Source organism: Cyanobium sp. Morenito 9A2, from assembly GCF_024345575.1.
Classification (GTDB): Bacteria; Cyanobacteriota; Cyanobacteriia; order PCC-6307; family Cyanobiaceae; genus ATX-6F1.
Genome location: NZ_JAGQBJ010000014.1, coordinates 43,938 through 64,888 on the forward strand (window position 1 = coordinate 43,938; position 20,951 = coordinate 64,888).

20 protein-coding genes are annotated in these 20,951 nt (G+C 59.1%); 13 read left to right on the forward strand and 7 right to left on the reverse strand.

Annotation, left to right across the window (positions count from 1 at the left end; genetic code table 11):
* Window positions 1-15 precede the first annotated feature (15 nt).
* The 5 genes from KBY88_RS14115 to def form a co-directional block, all read right to left on the reverse strand.
* On the reverse strand, window positions 16-156 hold the full coding sequence (locus tag KBY88_RS14115; RefSeq protein WP_254940580.1) for a hypothetical protein: 141 nt from the start codon (window positions 154-156) through the stop codon (window positions 16-18).
* 107 nt (window positions 157-263) lie between these two features.
* Window positions 264-434, reverse strand: a complete 171-nt coding sequence (gene rpsU, locus KBY88_RS14120; RefSeq protein WP_010304532.1) for a 30S ribosomal protein S21 — start codon at window positions 432-434, stop codon at window positions 264-266.
* Window positions 435-488: 54 nt separating this feature from the next.
* On the reverse strand, window positions 489-1,277 hold the full coding sequence (locus KBY88_RS14125) for a DUF3747 domain-containing protein (RefSeq protein ID WP_396103232.1): 789 nt from the start codon (window positions 1,275-1,277) through the stop codon (window positions 489-491).
* Window positions 1,278-1,335: 58 nt separating this feature from the next.
* Complete coding sequence (locus tag KBY88_RS14135; protein WP_254940581.1) at window positions 1,336-1,533, reverse strand: hypothetical protein; 198 nt, start codon at window positions 1,531-1,533, stop codon at window positions 1,336-1,338.
* Window positions 1,534-1,539: 6 nt separating this feature from the next.
* Window positions 1,540-2,145 carry a peptide deformylase gene (def, locus tag KBY88_RS14140; RefSeq protein WP_254940582.1) on the reverse strand — a complete coding sequence of 202 codons (606 nt, stop codon included), beginning with the start codon at window positions 2,143-2,145 and terminating at the stop codon, window positions 1,540-1,542.
* 36 nt (window positions 2,146-2,181) lie between these two features.
* Here def and KBY88_RS14145 point away from each other — a divergent pair, with 36 nt between their 5' ends.
* Both KBY88_RS14145 and KBY88_RS14150 read left to right on the forward strand, forming a co-directional pair.
* Window positions 2,182-4,203 carry a S9 family peptidase gene (locus KBY88_RS14145; RefSeq protein WP_254940583.1) on the forward strand — a complete coding sequence of 674 codons (2,022 nt, stop codon included), beginning with the start codon at window positions 2,182-2,184 and terminating at the stop codon, window positions 4,201-4,203.
* Window positions 4,203-5,618 (forward strand): sodium/glutamate symporter family protein, encoded by a 1,416-nt coding sequence (locus KBY88_RS14150; RefSeq protein ID WP_254940584.1) that lies wholly within the window; start codon window positions 4,203-4,205, stop codon window positions 5,616-5,618. The genes KBY88_RS14145 and KBY88_RS14150 overlap by 1 nt, the downstream gene beginning before the upstream one ends.
* Window positions 5,619-5,640: 22 nt before the next feature.
* Here KBY88_RS14150 and KBY88_RS14155 read toward each other — a convergent pair whose 3' ends face one another.
* Both KBY88_RS14155 and KBY88_RS14160 read right to left on the reverse strand, forming a co-directional pair.
* Window positions 5,641-7,737, reverse strand: a complete 2,097-nt coding sequence (locus KBY88_RS14155; RefSeq protein WP_254940585.1) for a bifunctional aldolase/short-chain dehydrogenase — start codon at window positions 7,735-7,737, stop codon at window positions 5,641-5,643.
* Window positions 7,738-7,807: 70 nt separating this feature from the next.
* Window positions 7,808-9,253: a CoA transferase gene (locus KBY88_RS14160; RefSeq protein ID WP_254940586.1), complete on the reverse strand. Its 1,446-nt coding sequence runs from the start codon at window positions 9,251-9,253 to the stop codon at window positions 7,808-7,810.
* A 288-nt stretch (window positions 9,254-9,541) separates the two neighbouring features.
* On the opposite strand from KBY88_RS14160, the gene KBY88_RS14165 reads away from it, so the two are divergent.
* The 11 genes from KBY88_RS14165 (at window position 9,542) to KBY88_RS14215 (ending at window position 20,937) form a co-directional block, all read left to right on the forward strand.
* Complete coding sequence (locus KBY88_RS14165) at window positions 9,542-10,513, forward strand: integron integrase (protein ID WP_254940587.1); 972 nt, start codon at window positions 9,542-9,544, stop codon at window positions 10,511-10,513.
* Window positions 10,514-10,691: 178 nt separating this feature from the next.
* A complete protein-coding gene (locus tag KBY88_RS14170; RefSeq protein WP_254940588.1) occupies window positions 10,692-11,306 on the forward strand; it encodes a hypothetical protein in 615 nt (204 codons plus the stop codon).
* Window positions 11,307-11,423: 117 nt separating this feature from the next.
* Window positions 11,424-12,668 carry an Ea47 family protein gene (locus KBY88_RS14175; RefSeq protein ID WP_514130647.1) on the forward strand — a complete coding sequence of 415 codons (1,245 nt, stop codon included), beginning with the start codon at window positions 11,424-11,426 and terminating at the stop codon, window positions 12,666-12,668.
* A 175-nt stretch (window positions 12,669-12,843) separates the two neighbouring features.
* Complete coding sequence (locus tag KBY88_RS14180) at window positions 12,844-14,160, forward strand: helix-turn-helix domain-containing protein (RefSeq protein WP_254940590.1); 1,317 nt, start codon at window positions 12,844-12,846, stop codon at window positions 14,158-14,160.
* 89 nt (window positions 14,161-14,249) lie between these two features.
* The gene (locus KBY88_RS14185; protein ID WP_254940591.1) at window positions 14,250-14,900 is read left to right on the forward strand and encodes a hypothetical protein; all 651 of its coding nucleotides are present in this window, start codon (window positions 14,250-14,252) and stop codon (window positions 14,898-14,900) included.
* A 93-nt stretch (window positions 14,901-14,993) separates the two neighbouring features.
* Complete coding sequence (locus KBY88_RS14190; protein ID WP_254940592.1) at window positions 14,994-15,641, forward strand: DUF6988 family protein; 648 nt, start codon at window positions 14,994-14,996, stop codon at window positions 15,639-15,641.
* Between the two features lie 213 nt (window positions 15,642-15,854).
* Window positions 15,855-18,350: a toll/interleukin-1 receptor domain-containing protein gene (locus KBY88_RS14195; protein WP_254940593.1), complete on the forward strand. Its 2,496-nt coding sequence runs from the start codon at window positions 15,855-15,857 to the stop codon at window positions 18,348-18,350.
* Window positions 18,351-18,578: 228 nt separating this feature from the next.
* On the forward strand, window positions 18,579-19,709 hold the full coding sequence (locus KBY88_RS14200) for a DUF262 domain-containing protein (RefSeq protein ID WP_254940594.1): 1,131 nt from the start codon (window positions 18,579-18,581) through the stop codon (window positions 19,707-19,709).
* A 2-nt stretch (window positions 19,710-19,711) separates the two neighbouring features.
* Entirely contained in the window at window positions 19,712-20,323 is a 612-nt protein-coding gene (locus KBY88_RS14205) for a hypothetical protein (protein ID WP_254940595.1), read from the forward strand.
* A 177-nt stretch (window positions 20,324-20,500) separates the two neighbouring features.
* Entirely contained in the window at window positions 20,501-20,728 is a 228-nt protein-coding gene (locus KBY88_RS14210; RefSeq protein ID WP_254940596.1) for a type II toxin-antitoxin system HicB family antitoxin, read from the forward strand.
* Between the two features lie 23 nt (window positions 20,729-20,751).
* Window positions 20,752-20,937 carry a type II toxin-antitoxin system HicA family toxin gene (locus KBY88_RS14215; protein ID WP_254940613.1) on the forward strand — a complete coding sequence of 62 codons (186 nt, stop codon included), beginning with the start codon at window positions 20,752-20,754 and terminating at the stop codon, window positions 20,935-20,937.
* Window positions 20,938-20,951: the final 14 nt, after the last annotated feature.

Below are 20,951 nucleotides of genomic sequence, written 5' to 3' on the forward strand. Positions count from 1 at the left end.
GATTCAGGGGTGGGCTCAGGGACGGCTGGGATGGTCGCGGTAGGGCTGAACCCCCACCAACGGCGGTGGTGGTGTTTCCCGGGGGTGGGGCTGACCGAAGGTGTAGCCCATGGCGGCCGCCCACCAGCTGGTGAGGTCGCGAAAGAAATGACGCATGGCGAGGCCCCAGGGGACACCTCCATGCTGCTCGCGCCAGACCCTTGTAGGGATGGGTGCAAACACTTGTTCGCAGCAGAGGGAATGTCCGGAAAGGCCAGCTGGATTCAGCGGCGACGACGGCGCTGCTGGGCTTTGCGCTTGTACTTCTCGACGGGCGTCTCGTGGTGACGTAGGCGCTTGAGGTCGGCGAAGATACCCGCCTTCGACACCTGGCGCTTGAAGCGGCGCAGGGCGGATTCGATTCCTTCGTTTTCGCCGACGGTGACCTGGGTCATGAAGCAGGAATAAGGCCTGGAGGAACGATGGTAGCAAGTGCCCTTCCGGGGCCCTCAGCTGGCGGGGAGGCTGGGGGGCACAGGTGCTTGCTGGGGCTGCTGGGTGAGCGCTTCGCTGGGCCAGGAGTCGCGGTAGACATAGACGTGGCCGAGGGCGCGGGTGCCGAAGTGCCGACGCATCACTTTCCAGCCGGGCTCAGGCACCAACAACAGGAAGCCGGAACCAGCGCCGCCGGTGCGCGCCACCACCATCTCAGGCCCTGGATTGGATTTGGTCGGGGAGGCGATCAGCAACGTGTCGTTGGCCTGGCGCACCACGCCCAGGCGGTAGACGGTGCCCAGATCGCTGCCGCCGACGCGCAGAGAATAGCCGTTGCCGTCGATGTAGCGGTTGCAGATGCCGGTGAAATCAAACCGGCCCAACAGCGGATCCACCTGGGCGGGGGAGGCCCCGACGGTGACGTAGCAGGGACGACGGTTGCTGACCTGCTCATAGATGTTCAGTTGGGCGCGCTCTCCCTTGCCGATCGGCGCCGCCACCAGGATGAAGCGGTCCTGTATGACCTCACGGGCATCGAACATGGCCCCCTGGGAGACGGCCACCGGCGGGGTTTTCACCGTTGGGGGAGCGGCCTCCAAGGCGGCTTGAGGCGCAGCGGTGGACAGTGGCTTGGCAGGGGCAGGGGCCTTGGCGGCAGGCAGCGCAGGGGAGGGAGCCGAAACGGCAGGAGCTGACCCCTGGGCAGGCTGAGCCTGGGCCGTCGGGACGCCAGAGCCGGCGAATCCGGCCGCCAGAACGGCCGTGGCCAGGGCGAGGCGTGGGGAATGAACGGTGTACTTCACGACAACAGCGATGGCATTGGGGAGATCGTAGAAGTGCTCCCGCCAGGCGCCAGGGGGGTCAGGCCGGCTTGTTGAGACGAATTGCGACCAGCAGGCTGAGGGCCGTGCCGGGAAGGCTGAGTCCCAGGATCAAACGGGTCAGGTTGACCCCCAGATCCGGATCGCCGTAGGCCAGCTCAAACACCGATCCGGTGGCGGCGATGCCGAGCACGCAGGCCAGGGCCAGAAACAACCCAGCCAGGGGATTCATCGGCATGGGATCTCAGCGAAGGGAGCGCACATGGGCGCGATCGAAACCCTTCTGCTGCAATTCCTCATTGAGGCTCAGCTCATCGGTGACGCGATCGACGAACAGCACCCCGGTGAGGTGGTCCATCTCGTGGAGAATGCAGCGGGCCAGCAGCCCGTCGGTCTTGAGGCGACGGGGGCGGCCCTGCTCATCGCGGAAGCTGACCTCCACGGCAGCCGGACGGACGACGTTGAGGTAAACCCCAGGAATACTGAGGCAACCTTCCTCATAGGTTTCGAGCGCGGCGCTGGCGGCGGTGATCTCGGGGTTGATCAGCACCAGGGGAGGGGTGGCGGCATTCTCCAGATCCAGATCGATCACCAGCAGTTGCTTGTTGACACCCACCTGGGGGGCGGCCAGGCCGATGCCGCGGGCGGCGTACATGCTCAGCAACATGTCCCTGGTCAGCTCCCGTACCGCGTCATCCACCTTGCTGATGCGCCTGGCGGGGGCGCGCAGGGCCTGATCACCAAGGGTGTGGATGCGCAGGGGCGGGGTGTCGAGGGGTTCTTTGGACACCTGCACGCCCCGGTTGGTCTGCTCCGCGGTGCGGGCCATCTGGGCGAAGAGGCTGGCCACGACACCACCTGAAACGATGGGTCGATTGTAGGAGCCATGCCGGAGGGCCAGTTGAGCGATGCGGCCAGGCCAGCGGCCACCTCCCGTGCTGCGCTGGCGCCCCTGCCGGCGGAACGCGTGGTGGGAAGCGACCCTGCACTCAAGGAACCCCGTTGGCACGCGGGTCGGCTGTTCTGGTTGGAGCAACGGCCCCAGGAGCAGGGACGCACCACCCTGCTGACCCGAGGGTGCCCCGGCGCCGAGCCGCTGGAGCTGACCCCGGGAGAGTGGAACCTGCGCAGCCGCGTCCATGACTACGGCGGCGGGGTGTACGCACTCGGCGAGGGGAGGGGAGGCGGCGGAAAGCCAGAGCCCTTGCTGGTGTTCGTCCACGACGGCGACCGCTGCCTCTGGCGCCTGGATCTGGGCCCAGCCTCCAGGGGCGGTCCCGTTGCGGGCCAGGTCCAGCCGGCCCCAGAGCCCCGACGGCTCACCGCGCCGGGCGCGCGCGCCTTCGCCGATGGCCTGATCGATGGCGCCCGTCGGCGCTGGATCGGTGTGATGGAGTCCGGGGGGCGCGATCGGCTGGTGGCGGTGGACCTGGCGGGGGGCGAACCGGTGCCGCTGCATGCGCCCGCCGACTTCTGTGGGTACGCGGTGCTCAGCCCCTCCGGCCGGCAGCTGGCGTGGGTGGAGTGGCAGCAACCGTTCATGCCCTGGGAGCGCAGCCAGCTTTGGCTGGGCCGATTCGAAGCCAGCGGCGCCCTGGTGGAGGCCCGTGTGATCGCTGGATCGGGTTCGGCGGACCCCCAGGGGGTGTCCGTGTTCCAGCCCCTGTGGCTGCCCAACGGGGATCTGGTGGTGGCCAACGACCGCAGCGGCTGGTGGAACCTGGAACGGCTGGCGGAGGCCGACCAACGGAAGGTGGGACACACCCCATGGCAGCGGCTGCTGCCGCTGGAAGCTGAGTTCGCCCTGCCCCAGTGGGTCTACGGCATGGCCACCACCGCCTGGGACGGGGAGCATCTGGTGGCCGCCGCCTGCCGGCAGGGCCGCTGGGAGCTGGGGCGCCTTGCGCTGCCCGAAGACCCCGGGGCGGATGGCCTCTGGCAGCCCCTCAATCTGCCCTTCGACGACCTGGGCCAAGTCGTCGCCGAAGAAGGCCGACTGGCCTGCCTCGCCAGCGGCCCCACGGTGGGCCAGGGCCTGCTGGAGCTGGAGCTGGCCACGGGCCGCTGGAGCCACTGCCCCGTGGCGGTCGAGGTCTTGCCGGCGGAACTGATCAGCCCACCCGAGCCCCTCTGGTTCGCGGGCTACGGCAACGCGCCCACCCACGCCTGGTACCACCCGCCCATCGGGGGCGCCCAGCCCAGTACACCGCTGCTGGTGAGGGGGCACAGCGGCCCCACGGCCATGGCGCGCACGGGCCTGAACCCCGTGATCCCCTACTGGACGTCGCGGGGGTGGGGAGTGGTGGATGTGAACTACGGCGGCTCAACGGGCTTCGGGCGCGCCTACCGCGAGCGGCTCGATGGCCAATGGGGCGTGGTGGATGTGGCCGACTGCGCCGCCGCCGCCCTGGCCCTGGTGGCGGCGGGCAAGGCCGACCCTGAGCGGATCGCCATCGAAGGCGGCAGCGCGGCGGGCTTCACGGTGCTGGCGGCCCTCTGCTTCACCGACGTGTTCCGGGCCGGGGCCTGCCGCTACGCCGTGGCTGATCTGACGGCGATGGCCACGGAGACACACCGCTTCGAGGCGCGCTATCTCGATGGGTTGGTGGGCCCCTGGCCGGAATCGCAGGCCCTGTACCTGCAGCGCTCACCCCTGGAGCACGCGGATCGCATCGGCTGCCCTGTGATCTTCTTCCAAGGTCTCAACGATCAGGTGGTTCCCCCCGCGCAGACCGAGCGCATGGCCGCCGCTTTGCGGGCGAACGGCATCAGGGCGGAGGTGCACCTGTTTCCTGAAGAGGGCCACGGCTTCCGCAGCGGTGGGGTGCAACGCCAGGTGCTGGTGGCCACCGAAGCCTTCTTCCGCCGTCAGTTCAACCTCCTTCCGCTCGACCTTCCCGGCCTTTGATGAACGATCTCGCCCCGATGCTCCTGGCGCTCTGGCACGACTGGGGGGTCACCGTGCTGGTGGCGGTGGCCGGGCTGGCCGGGCTCCTGGCGCTGGGGCGGCTGCTGGGCAACGCCTTGGGGTTGCATCTGCTGGGCATCCCCGAGGCCCTGCTGGCCGGAACGATCGGGCTGGCGGTGGCCCCCACGGGCCTGGTGCCGCTGGTGCCCGAGCCCGTGATTGCCCTGTGGGCGGAGCTGCCCACGGCGCTGCTCACACTGGTGTTCGCCTGCCTGCTGCTGGGCAAGCCGCTGCCCAACCCAGGCGGATTGTGGCGGCCGCTGTCGGCCCAGGTGCTGATGGCGCTCACGATCGCCTTTGGCCAGTACCTGGTGGCGGGCCTGGCGGTGCTGCTGCTGCTGCAACCCTGGCTGGGGGTGCATCCGCTGATGGGGGTGCTGATCGAGGTGGCCTACGAGGGCGGCCACGGCTCGGCGGCGGCAATGGGGCCGATCTATGCCGACCTTGGCTTCCCCGGGGGAGAGGCCCTGGGGCTGGCGCTGTCCACGGTGGGGCTGCTGGCGGCCACGGTGGTGGGCGGGCTGGTAGTGGTGCTGGGGCGCGGCCGGGGCTGGCTGCTGGCGGACCGGCAGGAGCCCATGGAACCAGGGGTGGCGGCAGGCGCGGCGCCGACCCCAGGATGGGCGCCGGAGCCCCCAGAGCCGGCCCCGCCAGCGCCGCACGCCACACCTTTCAAAGGACCGGCCGAGCGCTGGGCCGTGAACCTGGCCCTCACCGGGGTGGCGGTGGTCGTGGGTTATTCGCTCTGGGCCTCCCTGGGCTGGCTGGCGGATCAGCTGGGGGGTGGCTTCAAGCTGGTGATCGATGCCCTGCCGGTGTTCCCGCTGGCTCTGGCGGGTTCGCTGCTGGTGCGGCTGGTGCTGGAGAAGACGGGCAAGGGGCACTGGACCTCCGCGCCGATTCAGAGCCTGGTGAGCACCCTGGCGGCGGATCTGTTGATCACGGCGGCCACCGCCTGCCTTGACCTCTCGCTGTTGCGCCACGACTGGCTGCCGCTGACAGTGTTGGCGGCGGCGGGGCTGCTCTGGAACCTCGGGGTGCTGCTGCTGCTGGCGCCACGGATCCTGCCGGCCCCCTGGTTCGAGCGCGGGATTGTGGAGTTCGGCCAGGGCACGGGGGTAGCCGCGAGCGGATTGTTGCTGCTGCGCATGTCCGACCCCGCCGATGCCTCCGACGCCCTGCCGGCGTTCTCGATCAAGCAGCTGATCCTGCAGCCCCTGATCGCCGGAGGCGTGATCACCGTGGGGGCACCGCTGGCGGTGATGAACATCGGGCTGCCGGCCTGGACGGCCCTCTGCCTGGTGCTGGTGCTGATCTGGATCAGCCTGGGGCTGTGGCTGGCCCGACGGGCCTGAGGGCGCCCGCGGTTGCTTGCGTTCAACGAACCATCGCCGCCACGTTGCCGCCATCGACGGTGAGCAGGGCGCCGGTGGTGCGCTCCATACGGGCCAAAGCCACGAAGGCGCCTGCCACATCGCTGGCGCGCACCTCCTGGCCGAGCAGATTGCCGCCCATGTAGGCCTCCTCCGTAAGGCCGCGGGCGGCGGCGCGTTCTTGAATCATGGTGTCGTCGAGCAGGCCGGAGCGGATGCGATCGGCGTTGAGGCCGTTGGCGCGGATCCCCTGGGATCCGCCCTCCAGGGAGTACTGGCGCATGAGGGCCAGCAGGGCCGCCTTGGCGATGCCGTAGGCACCGAACGCGGGGCCCGGGTTGAGGGCCTGCTTGGAGACATTGAACAAGAGCTGGCCGCCGAAGCCCTGGGCTTCGAACACCGCCACCGCCGCCTGGGCCACATGCTGATGGGCAAAGAAATTCAGCTCGAAGCTGGCGCGCAGGTCGGCGTCTGGGAGCTGGGCGATCGGGCCACTCCAGGCGGCACCGGCGTTGGAGACAACGATGTCGAGGCCACCGAAGTGGGCGCAGGCCGCGGCAATGGCGGCGCGCACCGCCACCGGATCGGTGACATCACACCCCAGGCCCAGGGCCAGCGGCCCGCAGGCGGCCGCCGTGGCTCCTGCCCCTTCGCCATCGAGGTCAAGCACCACCAGATCGGCCCCCTGGGCCGCGAAGGCCCGGGCGGTGGCGGCGCCGATGCCGCCGGCCCCGCCGGTGACCAGCACCACCTGGCGGGCCAGGGGTTTTTCGGAGCCCGTGCCGAGCTTGGCCTGCTCCAGGCTCCAGTACTCCATGTCGAAGGTGTCGTCTTCGCCCACGGGCCGAAAAGAGCCCAAGGCTTCGGCGGCCAGCAGGGTGGCGGCCCAGGCGCCGGCGATGTCGGCGGTGACGGAGGCGGCGACGGCGCTGGCCCCCACCCCGATCAGACCCAGCCCCGGCAGGGCCAGCACCCGCGGCAGGGGATCGAGCGCCTTTTTGATCCCGCCGACGCGGGCGTTCTGGCGCGCGAAGTAAGCCTGATATTCCGAGATGTAGGCGGCCAAGGCCTGCTCGGCGGCGGCGGCCCAGGCGCTAAGAGCTTCCGCATCTCCGGCGGGCGGTGCGGGCGGCAGCACCAGGGGGCGGGCCTTGGTGCGGATCACGTGGTCGGGGGTGGCGACGCCCCGGCTGGCCCAATCCGCCAGGCGCTGGTCGTTGACCACAGCCAGCGCGGGCCCATCGGCGCGCAGATCCAGCAGCCAACGGCAGGCAAGACCCTGGGCCCCGGCGGCCCGGCCGAGGGCCCCTCGCAAGAGCGGGAGCAACGCCGCCGCAGGCGCGGCGGGGCTCGGCAGGGGACGTGGCTGGAACGAGCGCTCCACCTGGTCCAGGGCGCGCTCGGCCTCCCCCACCAGCGCGATCATCCGCCCGTAGCTCTGCTTCGCCGTGGCTCCAAAGGAGAAGAGTCCGTGCTGGAGCAGCACCATCCCCTCCAGCTCCAGGCCGCGGGCGGCAGCCCGGGCCGCGGACGCTTCGTAGGCCTCCGCGGCCGCCTTGGCCAGGGCGAAACCGGGCATCACGTAGGGCACGATCGCCACCCGATCGCCGTAGATCCGCCGGCAGACCGCTTCGGCGTCGGGTTGATCGGCGAGTGCCAGCAGGGCAATCGAGTGGGTGTGGTCGACGAAGGGGTGGGGCAGGAAGGCATGCAGCAGCGCCTCCACCGAGGGGTTGGGGGCGGCCGGATCGATCAGGTTCTGGCGCTGGGCGGCCACCATGTCCTCATCGCTCAGGGCCGCCAGGGCGCGCAGGGCCACGAGGGGCTCCAGGCGCACGGCGGGATGGCCGGGGGGCTCGATCGTGGCCAGGTCCCAGCCGGAGCCTTTGACGCACAGCACCGGAATCGCTTCCCCCAGCAGCCCCGAGACGCTCGTTTTCACCGAGGTGTTGCCGCCGCCGTGCAGTACCAGATCCGGATCGGACCCCAGCAGCCGCGCCGTGTAGGTGCGCAGGGCCAGGGCCTCGGAGACACCGGCGGCGCCATAGCGCTCAACGGCGGTAGCGGCGCCGGCGTCCGACCAGAGGTTACGGGCGGGCATGGGCGCAGGGTTGACAGCGGCGCCTGGAGGCTACGGGGGCGTGGGGTGCTGGAGAGACGAAGCCGGGGGTCTAGCCCCAGCTGAGGGGGGAGGAGCCCAGCGGTTGGGGCCCACGCTCGAAGCCGGGACGCAGGTCGGGCATCTCGATCAGGCTGGGCAGATAGGTGATCTCGCCGAAGGGGCTGTCGATGCTGGCCAGGGGCAAATCGCTCTGACAGACCAGATCGGCCCAGGCCTTGGAGCCCTCCAGGGCGGCCGCGTCGAGCAGACCGACCTCCTGGGCCCACATCGCCATGCGCGTGAGCGAGACGCGCACCTGGTAGCTGCCGCCTTCGTCGGCCCGCCGCAGCAGGGCCGAGGCCACGGCGGCCGCACCGACGTAGCCCGCGAGGTAGTCGGCGAAGATCGCCTGGACCGGCATCATCGGAGCGTCGACCGCCCCCTCCACGTCGACATAGCCAGACACCGCGACGGCAAGCATGTCGAAGCCACGGAAATTGGCCCACTCACCTTCGAAATCAAAGCAGCGCAGTTCGTGGGCGATGATCCCCGGACGACTCTCCGCCAGGGTTCGCGGTGAGATGCCCTTCTGGTCGAGATTCAGATAGGAGCAGGTGAACACATCCGCATCCTGCAGCAGGCGCGCGAACTGCTGGTGATCGTCGGTGTTGCGGAAATCGCAGTAGGCGGCCCGCTTGCCGATGTCCGTTTCCATGCGCCAGTTCATGTGATCCGGGTAGTCAACGCGGGACAGGTGCAGCACATCGGCGCCGAACTCCGCCAGGGTGCGGGCGGTGATCGGTCCACCGATGACATGGGTGGAATCCAGCACCTTGATCCCAGCCAGGGGCCTGCCGTTGCTTGGCAAGCCAGCGGGCAAAGGGATCGGGTCGCTCTCACCGATCTTGGTCAGCTCGACGACGGGCTTGGCCGCCAGTCGGGCGCCTACGGGGTGGGCACGCCACACATCTGGAGAGCGAACAACGCCGACGGCACCGCCCTCCTCGCGGATCGCACGCTCCAGGTCCTCGGCGTTCCACTGCATCACCGCGGCCTCCACAGCCCGCTGGGTGGGGCCACAGCGGAGGGTGCGGTAGACCGCATCGCGCAGGCGGGGATACAACAACTCAAACTTAATGAAGTGACCATCCCTAGTGGGATAGAACTCGCCTCCAACGGCATCATCAAAACTCACAGGACTTCCATAATCCGTGAATCCGATCTGGTGGCCGTTCTGGCGTAGAAAGGCGATGCCGTGGTGCTGGTGCACGGCGTGCTCCACATCGGTGGTGACGCTCTGGGGCTGACCACCGCGGGCCACCCAGATGTCGCCAAGGGCCATGCCGAGCGAGGCCTGGGCAGCGGCCATCAGCTCCCCGAAACGGTGACGCGAGGCAAGGATGGGATCTTGGCCCTTGATCGTGACCGGGGCGCCGTAATGGTCTTCCCGACGACCCAGGGCCAACTGGATCATGTCCAGGGCCTTCTGGGTCGAAGCCACATCAACGTTGGCCATGGTCAATCGGAATCAATGAGCTGCCAGAGGAATCTAGGCGGATGCAGAACAAAGGGCAAAGCAATGACAAACAGATCAAGCCAGAACACAGGTCTTGAGACCCAATCAGGAGCACCAGAGGTGATCATTATGCACATGAATGTCAACAAAGATGTGGCACGCCCCAACGATCTCATCCGTGACATCCAACAGAAGCGACGGCAGGATCAGAGCGGTGGAACCGACCCAACGGCGAAAGGGCCCAGGTACCGGCCATGGGAACACTGAGGTCAACTTCAATCAGAGCTGATGACCTCAAACCCTCCGATCCGGCTGATGGACCGCTACCGGGAAGAGCTGGTTGTGCGTCATTACGCCAGGCGCACCATACAAAGCTATTCCCACTGGGTGAAACGGTTTCTTCACTTTCATGGTCTCCGCCATCCGCGGGAGATGGGAGCAGTCGAGATCAATGCCTTCCTCAGCCATCTGGCCACCGAAGGTCAGGTCAGCGCCTCAACACAGAACCAAGCACTTTCAGCCCTGCTGTTTCTCTACCGCCATGTGATGGGTGTTGAGGACGTGGACCTGAAGGGCCTGGTAAGGGCCCGCCGACGGCAGCGATTGCCGGTGGTGCTGACGCTGGAGGAGGTGCGCCAGGTGCTCGATCATTTGGAGGGGAGCAATCAATTGATTGCCAAACTGCTCTATGGCAGCGGTCTGCGCCTGATGGAGGCACTGAGACTGCGCATCAAAGACTTGGACTTCCAACAGCGGCAGCTATCCGTGCGGGATGGAAAGGGTGGCAAGGACCGGGTAACAATGATTCCCGAACGATTGATCAGACCCCTTCAGGAACACCTCAAGCGGGTGAAGGAGATCCACCGAGCGGATCTAGAGCGCGGCTGGGGGGCCGTTGAGATGCCCCAGGCGCTGGAGATGAAGTACACCAACGCCTCACGGGAATGGAGCTGGCAGTGGGTCTTCCCACAAGCACAACGCTGGAAGGACCGGACAAGCGGTCGACAGGGACGCCACCACATCGACCCCTCAATCGTGCAACGGGCGATGCACACAGCCGTGAGGACAGCAGAACTGAGCAAACCGGCCACTTGTCACACGCTGCGGCATTCATTTGCCACCCATCTGCTCGAACGGGGTCAGGACATTCGCACAATCCAAGAACTGTTGGGTCATAGCGATGTCAAGACGACAATGATTTACACGCATGTCCTCAATCGAGGGCCGACGGGGGTACTGAGCCCGGCGGACCTGCTCTGAACATGACGGTGGAGATAGGCTGACAGTGTCATGCATGTATTCTCAGCTAAATGCCTACCGATAAACCAGTGCTAGAGAGCCAAAACCAATGAATAAAGTACAATGGCAAGAGTGATGGGCTGAAGGAGTGGATGGGCTTGGCAGGATGGTCGTACCGCCGAAACAGCGTTAGGTGCTGATGAAGAGCCAGGATGAGGCCGTAGCAGCTCTGGTAAGCGCATGGCCAGCGATCGTTGAAGAGACACGTCTTGTACTTGGCTCTGAGTTGCACTACCAGGCAATGGTTTATCACTGTCTCCGGCTTTACGGATCAATCCCTCTTAGCCAAATTGGAATGAACGTAAAAATGTGGATTTCTGACCCATCCACTGAGCTTTTCCGGGAGCTGGATAAGCGCAAGAAAGTAGAGTACCACGGTGGGTTTGAGCCAATTCCGGATGTGTGTGTTTTCTCGGAGGCAGTCGCTGGAGACTGGCGTCGCAGAAACCATGAATTGACGATGGAGTCCTTGCTGCTCGCTATTGAGCTCAAAGCTTCGGAGAGAGCTGGTGGGCGACTTGGGCCAGGTGAGATCATTGGAGACATCTTGAAGCTGCAGGCTCACAGAGAAGAATCACGCGGACGGGGAGGTGACTTCATCCCAGTCATGATGGTCATAGATACTGCACCCTTTCTTGAAGAGCGAATGACGCTCAAATCTCTAGAAAAGACCAGGTTGGTTGCTCGTGATGCCAAGGTGGAATTTCTTTATGTCTCTCAGGAGACCCAGGTATGCTCGTTGACTGGCACCTAACATCACCATGCACCTGTGCCGCCGCCGCATGAAGGCCGTGATAAGCACAATCTCCTTGCGGCCAGGTGATGGTGAGCGTTAGATTGACAGTAATGGTTTGCTCGCGAGTGATGTGACATGAAGCCATGGGAGCGCAGACTGATAGATCTTTCTAGTATTTTGTCGGATTGTTGCCAAAACTACTATGATCCAGACAAATTCAGAATAAGCAGTAATCAGTATTTGCAGACGTCAAGGACTATAACTTTTATTATTCAAAAGAATAAGGCGTCGATTTCTAATTTTGAGGCTTGGTACGATTCATGTGTCATTAAACCATGGAAGACCGACGAATTGATGACGTGGGCCAAAGATTCCCGAAACAAGATCGAGAAGGAAGGCGACCTAGAAACATTTAGCACACTAGAAGCAGTACTTCTCTTTTCTTACCTAGAAGAACAGGACTTGGTAATTAGGTTTAGACGAAAAGAGCTTCTTACGGCTGGAATCAAGAAATTGGTTCGGCTTTCCGAGAAGAGTCTTCCAACCGGTGTATCTGATGCGGCCGTCATTCGCATAGAAAGACAGTGGATTGCAAACTCTCTACAGGAATGGGAGATGTTGAATGCATTTGTCTATATTTATAATCAAGTGTACAGAAGCTGCCAAGCTCTTGCGGAGCATATTGGTTCGCAGCTTCCTGGTGATGTTCCTAGTCCTTCAAGCATGTCTGCGCTAAGGGAGAATGCGATCTTGCCTCAGTATATCAAGCTTAGAGATCGGAAGTCTCGTAGATTTATGCACCAAAGCTATGAACAGCCTGCTGACTACTCCCCACCAGATGAGTTCCGAATTTCCATTCAGCAAGCGAAAGAGTCTGGACAAAAACCAAGTAATCTAGGCGAGGCAGTGCAATGGTATTCGCGTTTCGCCAAGGCTATGTTTGAAAGCCAAGGGAATCATGTCTTTCTTCTTCTCTTGTTTGATGCAACCTGGAGACCGCTTGATATTACCGGTGTCCATTTTGAGGATCAAGCAGATAAGTATATATTCTGGAGGCGCTTGGCAGACAAGGTCTCTGCTGTAAAGCCGGCTGGATTGATTTTCATTGGAGAGCTCTGGGTTAGGAAAATCCAGAATTTTGCAATAGATGCAATTAGGGAAATGCCAATTATTGACGAATGTCTTCAGGTGATCGGAGTCGACTCATCGGGGAAGATAGAGGATGTGACGTGGAGAATCTTGAGAGCGTCTGAGGATTCTTTGCCGACTCTCCAGTTGCTTACTAAAGGCTATGACAAGCCAGCACAGCAGACTCCAAACTTCCTTGTACCTGTTCTAAGAGCCATGGAATGTCAAGACATCAATCTGGGTCCCGGTTAAGATGCAATCTAACAACCAGATTCAGAAGGCGGGATACAGTATTGCGTGTGATTCAGCAGCGGGCGCATACCCGCTTCTGATCTGGAGCGTTAGGTGGGCCGCCCAAGGCAGCTTGGCAGAGCCGAGAGTCAATCGCTAAACTGTGTACAAACGGCCATTTGGATACGCACAGAAAATGAACATCTATCAAGAATGGGGATTTGTCGATTCACCATTCCAAGTAACCCCGCTTCCACCCTCTGAGTTAGGAGAGAATCTGCTCATTGGGCGAGAGAAAGAACTCGCAAGCCTCTCAAGAAAACTGTTCAATCCGCCCAAGATTGCGACTGTTGAAGGTCTGAATGGTGTCGGCAAGACAAGCCTCGTCAATGTAGCTGCATTCAAGGCGTATCACAATTGCTTGTCAGGATGGAATGGCCCTTTGCTTATCCCATGCAACAAGGTTTTCCAGCTGGACACTATCAAGGGGGCTGATGAGTTTATTGACGAGGTCTTGATGGCAGTGGCCCAGACTCTGATTGATCGGGCCAAGGCAATTCAAGGCTTAGGAGTCTCGATCAAGACTGGGCCTATTGACAAGTGGTTGAACTCACCTCAGATCAGTACATTGCAAGGAGGTTTTTCGATAGCAGGGAATGGAGCAAATATCGGTGGGAATTCAGAATCGAATACTTCATCTGGTTTTGAGCGCAGTGGTTTTCGAAAGGAAATTGAGTTGTGGCTCCAGCAGTTGTTTCCCACTCAGAATGATGGCGGAGTCATCTGTGTAATCGATAATCTGGAGCTTTTGCAAACCTCAGATAAGGTCCGTCAACTGCTTGAGCAACTTAGGGACAGGCTTTTAGTCTTGCCAGGTCTTCGCTGGGTTTTGTGTGGAGCTCTCGGGATCGTCTTAGGAACTGTTTCCTCTCCAAGGCTTGAGGGATTCCTTCATGCACCAATTGAAGTTGGCGGTGTTGATGATGCCTTGTCTGCGCAGATATACCATTCACGCCTTACTGCTTATGCCGGCTCGGAGGGCAAAGATCTTTATATGCCATTGTGCTTGGAAGATTTTGAGACTTTATACATTATATTGCATCGCAACCTTCGTAGCACGCTGGGAAGGGCAGATAATTTTTGTCAATGGGTGGCTGAACATAGAATTCCACAAACTCTCGACGAAAAGCGCAGAGTATTTAGTGAGTGGTTAAACGCAGAAGCGCTAGCTGCACTCACTGCCGCAGAGTCGGTACTAAAACCACGTGCTTGGGAAGTTTTTTCTGTTGCGATTGATCTTGGTGGCGTCTTCTCTCCTAGTGACTTTCAAGAGTTTAATTTCAATAGCTCAATGGCCCTGCGTCCGCACGTTAAAGACCTAGAGGATTCTGGGCTACTTGTTAGCACACAAGACGAAGGCGATAAGCGACGAAAGACAATTCAAGTAACCCCTAAAGGGTGGCTTGTGAAATACGCGAAAGATCATTCGGACACATTTAATAATGCCACCTAACATCAAGATACAGCGGATGGAGGCCAAGTGATTCTGATATTTCCGTTTACATCCTTCCCACCGCTGATCTTGAGCGTTAGATTGACCCCATGGATACCAACTTGCTAATTGAGCAGGCGCAAAGAATTGTCGCCGTCATTGAAGAAAGGCTTGTTTCATCCATTCGTGAGGATCCAGCCGCATCTCAGGGCTATGTGACAGAGGCTGCTGAGTTTCTTAGAGTCTATGCCGGGGAGAAGAGCGAGTTCTTCACTAGCTTGAAGCAGTGCTTGGATGGAAAGCATAATGGTGAGTATCTTGGCAAGCTGGCAAATGAGAGCTTGACTGGATTCGTCAGATATCTTAAGGCAGGTCTTCATGAAGGAACTACGCCTACACGCCAGGCACAGCTTGATACAGTATCTGACATTTTGGATCAAGCAAGACTACTACTTGAACAGCAGAAGGTTCACCCAGCAGCGCCAGCAGTCCTGATTGGCGCGGCGCTTGAGGAGTTTCTTAGGACTTGGCTCGAAAATGCCAACATCAGTCTTGGGAACAAGAAACCGTCTCTTGACTCATATTCGCAACTTCTTAAGGAGAATGATCTGATTACAAAACAAGACACTAAAGATATCTCTTCATGGGGAGGGCTTCGTAATCACGCCGCTCATGGAGAGTGGGATCAAGTGGAAGACAGAAAGCGGATAAATATGATGCTTGAAGCTGTGGGCCTCTTTATGCGTAGGTATGGTGGCTGAAAGCAATCTAACATCGCCATTCACCTGAGCCGCCCCCAAATGATTTCTGAATGCACCTTTAGAACACTGCGGCCAGGTGATGGCGAGCGTTAGGTGCTTGAGGAAGGCTTAATGATTGATGTCAAAAGAGCAGAAGAACTGTTTAGAATCCTCGCTGAAGTGACTGATCAGCCCCTCTATGAGGAGTCTGCGCGAATTGAGCTGAGTGCCACGCTCGCAAACACAGCTCTTGAAATTGCACGATCGGTGAGAATCCTGTGTTCAGCCGACCAGCTACTCGGAGCAACGGTTTGCCTTCGTAGCCAATTCGAGTCTCTTGTCAGAAGTGTGTGGACTTTGCACTGCGCAAGTGAGAATGAAATCAAACGTCTATCCATAAAGAGTCTTACGGCTGAGACGGCGCAAGGCGCAAAAAATATTCCCCTTGCTGCAAAAATGCTTAAAGATCTGGAAGAGATTCCCAGTTTGAGGAATCTGATGGTCGCTCTAAATGAATTCAAGGGCTCGGCATGGCGTCCACTTAATTCATTCGTACATGCTGGTCTTCACGCAGTGGTTCACACGAAGTTCGGGTGGCCACCAGAGCTCGTCGACCAAACATTTCGAATGAGCAACGGGCTTTGCGTGCTTGCCTTTACGCAGATCGGCTTACTCAACGGAACACCAGGGGTTCAAGGAGAGATCATTGCTTTAGCAGCTAGCTTCTCCAGTGTTCTTCCAAAGTATCGTGATAGCACCTAACATCGCCATTCACCTGAGCCGCCGCCACATGAGCATTGGATGTCCCAATCTCTCCTTGCGGCCAGGTGATGGCAGCGTTCGGTGGGCCAGATGACGCTCTATCTGCACTGATCTGAGATCTTCTTACTGTTATCTGAAAACACACTCGCTCAAGGGAGATAACCATCTCAAACAACCACTGCAATGATTACTTCAATCTGCTGACACTCCATCGTGGTCTCATCTCCAGGTCGCTCCAGAGACTGCATCTTCATCAGCTACCGCCGTGATGACGCCCGTGGTGCCAGCGGGCGGGTGTGGGACTGGTTGCGGATCGGCTTCGGGAGAGAGCGGGTTTTCCGCGATGTCGCCAGCATTGGGGCCGGCAAGTGGCGAGAGAAGATCGATCTGGCCCTGGCGGCCAGCACCGCCTGCGTGGCGGTGATCGGTAGCCGCTGGGCCGATGACACCAATCTTCCGAGGCTCAACGATCCAACCGACATGGTCCGTTATGAGCTGGAGACGGCACTTGCGGGCGGGGAGCGCCAGGAGATGACAGTGGTGCCGGTTCTGGTGGAGGAAGCACAGCTCAGGGCGATCCACACAGCTCAGCTTCCTGCTGTGCTGCAGCCTCTCCTGGGTGAATGGAATGTGCTTGAGCTCAGTGAAAGTGGCTGGGATGACGACACCCGGCGCTTGATCGAGGCGATCGCGGAGGCAACGGGGCTTGCAGCACAGCCAGATCTGGAAGAGTGGCTGTCGCGGATGGCAGGAGCTAAGCGAGGCCTGGCGGCAACGGCCAAGGGCCAAGATCTCTCGACCGTAGGCAAAGCGGGGGAACAGCAAGCCCTAGATGCAATGTTGAGCAGGGTTGCAGAAGCTCCTTCCAACGAGCGGGCTGGCCTGAAAGCAGCCTTTGAGGCCTTGGCAGAAGGCAACAGCCTTCTTGCGGAAGAGGAGTTTGAGCGTGAGGTGGAGAGCAGCGAGCGGCTCATCGACGCGGCTTCTCAACTACTGGCAGCAGAACAAAAAAAGATGGGAGAATCGGCTCGCAACGTCGCCAGCCTGGCGGTGGCGCGGGGTGATCTTAGAAAGGCGGTGGTATTTTTCAACAAAGCACTTGATGCCTTGCCCGATGATTTTTCGGCAGCTCTCCAACTAGGTGATGCCTGGATCAGGCTTGGTTCACTGGATAAGGCCAGTGAAATATTTGGCAATGTGATCACCCAGGCTAGTGAGCAGCGCGAGCAGACGTTCGAAGCGTTGGGATACAACGGCCTGGGTTATGTGTTGAAGGCGCGGGGTGACAGCCAAAGGGCACTAGAGGCTTATCAGCAGGGCCTGTCGATCACAAAGGCCCTTATTGAACGGGATCCGGCCAACACCCAGTGGCGACTCTATCACTCGATGAGCCAAAGCAATATAGCTGATGTCCTTATAGCGCAGGGCAACACCCCAGGAGGGCTCAGCTCATACCAAGCCGCCCTCGCGATCACCGAAGACCTCGCGAGGCGTGATTCGACCAACACGCAACTGCAGCGTGAACTCGCCATATGCCAAGAGCGGATCGGTGATGTGCTGCAGCAACAGGGCGAAGACACTAGAGCGATGGTGTCACATCAGGCGAGCCTGGCGATCAGGGAGACCCTTGCGCAGCAGAATCCAACCAACACAGAGTGGCAGCACGATCTCTTTGTAAGCAAGCTCAAGATCGGTGATGTATTCCTGAGAGCAGGCGACAACATCGGAGCACGCATGTTATACCAAGCCGCCCTGAAGATTGCCGAGGATCTTGCTAGGTATGATTCCGCCAACACGCAATGGCAGAGCGGACTTTCTGCGATTCACGAGCGGATCGGAAGTGTGCTGTTGACGCAGGGCGACAACGTCGGTTCGCTCAGCGCATACCAAGCCGCATTGAAGATTACCGAAGCCTTGGCTGATCAGGATTCGACCAATACGCAATGGCTGAACAGTCTGTCGGTAATCCACAGAAAGATCGGTAATGCGCAGTTGGCTCAGAGCGAAGATCCTAAGGCGCTGAAGGCATACCAGCAGGGCCTCTCGATTACAAGGACCCTTGTGGAAAGTGATCCCGCCAACGCAGAGTGGCAGCGCGATCTCTTCATCAGCCAAAGCTTGGTTGCCGATGTCCAATTCAAGCTGGGCAATATCCCTGCAGCACTAAAGACTTATCAGCAAGTAATAGAAACAAACGAAGCCCTAGCAGCACGAGATCAGTACAACATGCAGCTGCAGAGCGATCTAGCCATAAGCCAAGAGCGGCTCGGTGATGTGCTGATGAAGCTAGGTGATTCAAGCAAAGCGCTGACAGCTTACCGGGCAGGCTTAGTGATCACAAAGGCCCTTGCGCTGCAGAATCCAACTAACACACAGTGGCGGCACCAATTTTTCGTTAGCAACAGGAACATCGGTTACGCGCTGTTGGAACAGGGTGACAAGCAAGGGGCACTACGCTCCTATCAAGCAGCTCTGGAGATTGCCGAAGATCTTACGCAGCAGGATTCGACGAGCACCCAATGGCAAGTGGACATTGCTGTCTGCTGCAGAAAAGTGAGCTCTCTGGATTCCTTGCTATCGATTAGCGATCGAAGGGAGTATCTACTCCGTGGTCGTCAGGTTCTCCTTGATCTGAAGAAAGCTGACAGGTTACTTGCATCACAGGACGGGATTGGTTGGTTCGACCAGGCACTTATAGATTTAGAATGACAAAACATCAGATTGATTCTGAGCATAGGCAAAGGCCGCCGAACATCCAGATGCAGAAGACGAGAGCCTACGCTAGTTTCTTGCCCAACATCTCGGCCCGCTTCTGATCTGGAGCGTTCGACGGCACTGCGATTGATCCCGTGCCCCCTCCTGAAAGCGGTAGGGTAGTGCGGTGTTGCCAACGGGGCTTGAATACAATGCTGATTACCCATGGTAGTGAGTCAATCCATGACAAATGAAACTTCCATCATTCCTGATGACCAGCAAGAAGATGAGGGTGATATTCATCAGCATATCTCTTTCAAAGATGCAGTTGTTCTTAGCGCGGACTGGACGATTGAGACTATCAACTCTCAGATACTGAAGGGGAACATTGATCTTCAGCCTGGATTCCAGAGACGTGTCGCATGGGACGATGTACGCAAGAGCCGCCTTATTGAGTCAATTATTGTCGGCCTGCCGGTACCTAACATCGTTCTCGCCGATAACCGGGTCCATCGTGGCCGGTTTATCGTGATTGATGGAAAGCAGAGACTCGTCTCCATTAACCAGTTCATCACAAACAGCTTTACTCTCAAGGGACTCGACATCAGACCCGAGTTAAATGGCATCTCCTTCGATAGCCTTCCTTCTGAAGATCGGGAGTACCTAGAGAATGCGACACTACGATCAACACTTATTCGAAATTGGACTGACGATAACTTTTTATATGCAGCATTCTTTCGGCTAAACAGTGGCAGCTTGCCTTTGTCGCCTCAAGAACTCAGAAAGGCATTAGTGGGAAGCAACTTACTCGACGCCATTGAAGAATACTTGCTTGCGAGTACTGCATTCAAAGTGATCTTTGGAGACAAGCTCGATAAGCGTATGCGAGACTCTGAACTGGTTTTGCGCTTCATAGCATTTGACAGGAGCCTATCTGATTATCGTGGCAACTTCAAAGAGTTATTGGACAATACAACTCAGTATTTTGAAGATGATTGGACGACTCGTCAGGGCGAGGCATTGGAAGCCCTAGCTCGACTCGACATGGCGTTGAACACCGCGCACTCCATCTTCGGGACTGACACTTTCAAGAAATGGCTTGGTGATAGGTATGAGCGTGTCATCAATCGAGCCATCTTTGATTGTATTGTTCGGTTCTTTGCTACTCGAGCAGTGGTGGATGCTTCGACTGGCAAGGAACTTGCAATTGTCGAAGCATTTAAGATGACATGTCAAGATAGGGATTTTCGAGATGTTATCGAGAAGACGACCAAGTCCGTTCACGCAACATTGCAGCGGATAGATCGCTGGGGTGAAGCCCTGTGTGAATCGATCGGTCTCAGTTATGACAAGGAAGCGCATAAGGTTGTCTAGCAATGCCGAAGAGCTGTGCGCACTTCAAGCACCTAAGCGAGCGAGTTGAGGCTCTTTCACAGAAGTTTGTCGACGATCAAGTTGCAAGCGAGCTCGCTGACCCGATTACGTTTCAGCCCGATCTAGATCGGCTAGCGGCATTTCGCCTTCTCGTTCATGCAGAGATTGAGCAGTTTCTCGAAGCGAAAGCGACCGAGAATATTTCAGAGATTGAAGCTATGGCGCGCGGCTCTACAGTTTGGATGCGTTCAAAGCCGGCACTTCTACTGCTTGCAGTAGCATTAAGCAGGCCACTCCCATCTGGCGAGAGTTTAGATGTCAGCAAATTCTGTCTGTTTGTACGCGAGCTAGCCTCAGGCGCCAAGTCTGCTATTTCTGATAACAACGGGGTTAAGTCCGCATCATTTGCAAAGCTCTCAATTTTTGCCGGCAAGACCATAGATGAAATTGACGTAGCTCTTTCTGCCAGTCTTAATAGCTACGGAAAGAATAGGGGTGATGTAGCTCACAAAAGCGCAGTTCACTGTAGATCATTGAATGCACCATCTATGGAACAGGCAACAGCAAAGAGCCTAGTAACTCAGATGTCACAGTACTTCGACGTTTGTCCTTGAGGCATGGCTTGCATGGCGTCGAACATCAAGATGCAGCGGGCGGCGCCAAAGGCGCTGCATGAATTGATGGGAGATCTTGCCGCCGCTGATCTTGGGCGTTAGCCGAATCTCTGGGAAGGCTGGCTGGCTGGGCCAAGGGATGGATGCGCAAAAAACCGGGGTTTTGGCTAAAGTGGAATGAGCATGCAGGTAGAAATGAATTTCACGCTGGAGTGTGAACAAGAAGTCGACGGACGTTGGATCGCCGAGGTGCCGGAGCTGCCTGGGGTCCTTGCTTATGGAAGTTCGTCTGCTGATGCGATGTCAAAGGCCGAAGTCCTAGCCCTTCGTATTATCGCAGATCGGCTTGAGAATGGTGAATCCGAGCCAATCAGCATCCAGTTTTCGCTTCCACTACCTGCATGAGCAATTGGCCCTCAGCCAAAGCCATGAAAGTATTGACTGTCTTGCAGTCCATTGGATGGAGAGTTAAGCGTCAGTCAGGATCTCACAAGACCCTTGAACACGCTGACTTTCCGGACTATGTCTTTGCATTCCATGATGGCGAGGAAATTGGCCCCAGGATGTTGTCGCGAATCACCAAGCACACCGGACTCAAACCAGGTGATCTGTGATGCTGGTGGGATAT

Excerpts from the sequence above, each read along its gene's own strand:
- KBY88_RS14115 (WP_254940580.1), bottom strand. The coding sequence starts at position 156 with ATGCGTCATTTCTTTCGCGACCTCACCAGCTGGTGGGCGGCCGCCATG.
- rpsU (WP_010304532.1), bottom strand. The coding sequence starts at position 434 with ATGACCCAGGTCACCGTCGGCGAAAACGAAGGAATCGAATCCGCCCTG.
- KBY88_RS14135 (WP_254940581.1), bottom strand. The coding sequence starts at position 1,533 with ATGCCGATGAATCCCCTGGCTGGGTTGTTTCTGGCCCTGGCCTGCGTG.
- KBY88_RS14145 (WP_254940583.1), top strand. The coding sequence starts at position 2,182 with ATGCCGGAGGGCCAGTTGAGCGATGCGGCCAGGCCAGCGGCCACCTCC.
- KBY88_RS14150 (WP_254940584.1), top strand. The coding sequence starts at position 4,203 with ATGAACGATCTCGCCCCGATGCTCCTGGCGCTCTGGCACGACTGGGGG.
- KBY88_RS14155 (WP_254940585.1), bottom strand. The coding sequence starts at position 7,737 with ATGCCCGCCCGTAACCTCTGGTCGGACGCCGGCGCCGCTACCGCCGTT.
- KBY88_RS14160 (WP_254940586.1), bottom strand. The coding sequence starts at position 9,253 with ATGGCCAACGTTGATGTGGCTTCGACCCAGAAGGCCCTGGACATGATC.
- KBY88_RS14165 (WP_254940587.1), top strand. The coding sequence starts at position 9,542 with ATGACCTCAAACCCTCCGATCCGGCTGATGGACCGCTACCGGGAAGAG.
- KBY88_RS14170 (WP_254940588.1), top strand. The coding sequence starts at position 10,692 with ATGAAGAGCCAGGATGAGGCCGTAGCAGCTCTGGTAAGCGCATGGCCA.
- KBY88_RS14175 (WP_514130647.1), top strand. The coding sequence starts at position 11,424 with ATGAAGCCATGGGAGCGCAGACTGATAGATCTTTCTAGTATTTTGTCG.
- KBY88_RS14180 (WP_254940590.1), top strand. The coding sequence starts at position 12,844 with ATGAACATCTATCAAGAATGGGGATTTGTCGATTCACCATTCCAAGTA.
- KBY88_RS14185 (WP_254940591.1), top strand. The coding sequence starts at position 14,250 with ATGGATACCAACTTGCTAATTGAGCAGGCGCAAAGAATTGTCGCCGTC.
- KBY88_RS14200 (WP_254940594.1), top strand. The coding sequence starts at position 18,579 with ATGACAAATGAAACTTCCATCATTCCTGATGACCAGCAAGAAGATGAG.
- KBY88_RS14205 (WP_254940595.1), top strand. The coding sequence starts at position 19,712 with ATGCCGAAGAGCTGTGCGCACTTCAAGCACCTAAGCGAGCGAGTTGAG.
- KBY88_RS14210 (WP_254940596.1), top strand. The coding sequence starts at position 20,501 with ATGAGCATGCAGGTAGAAATGAATTTCACGCTGGAGTGTGAACAAGAA.
- KBY88_RS14215 (WP_254940613.1), top strand. The coding sequence starts at position 20,752 with ATGAAAGTATTGACTGTCTTGCAGTCCATTGGATGGAGAGTTAAGCGT.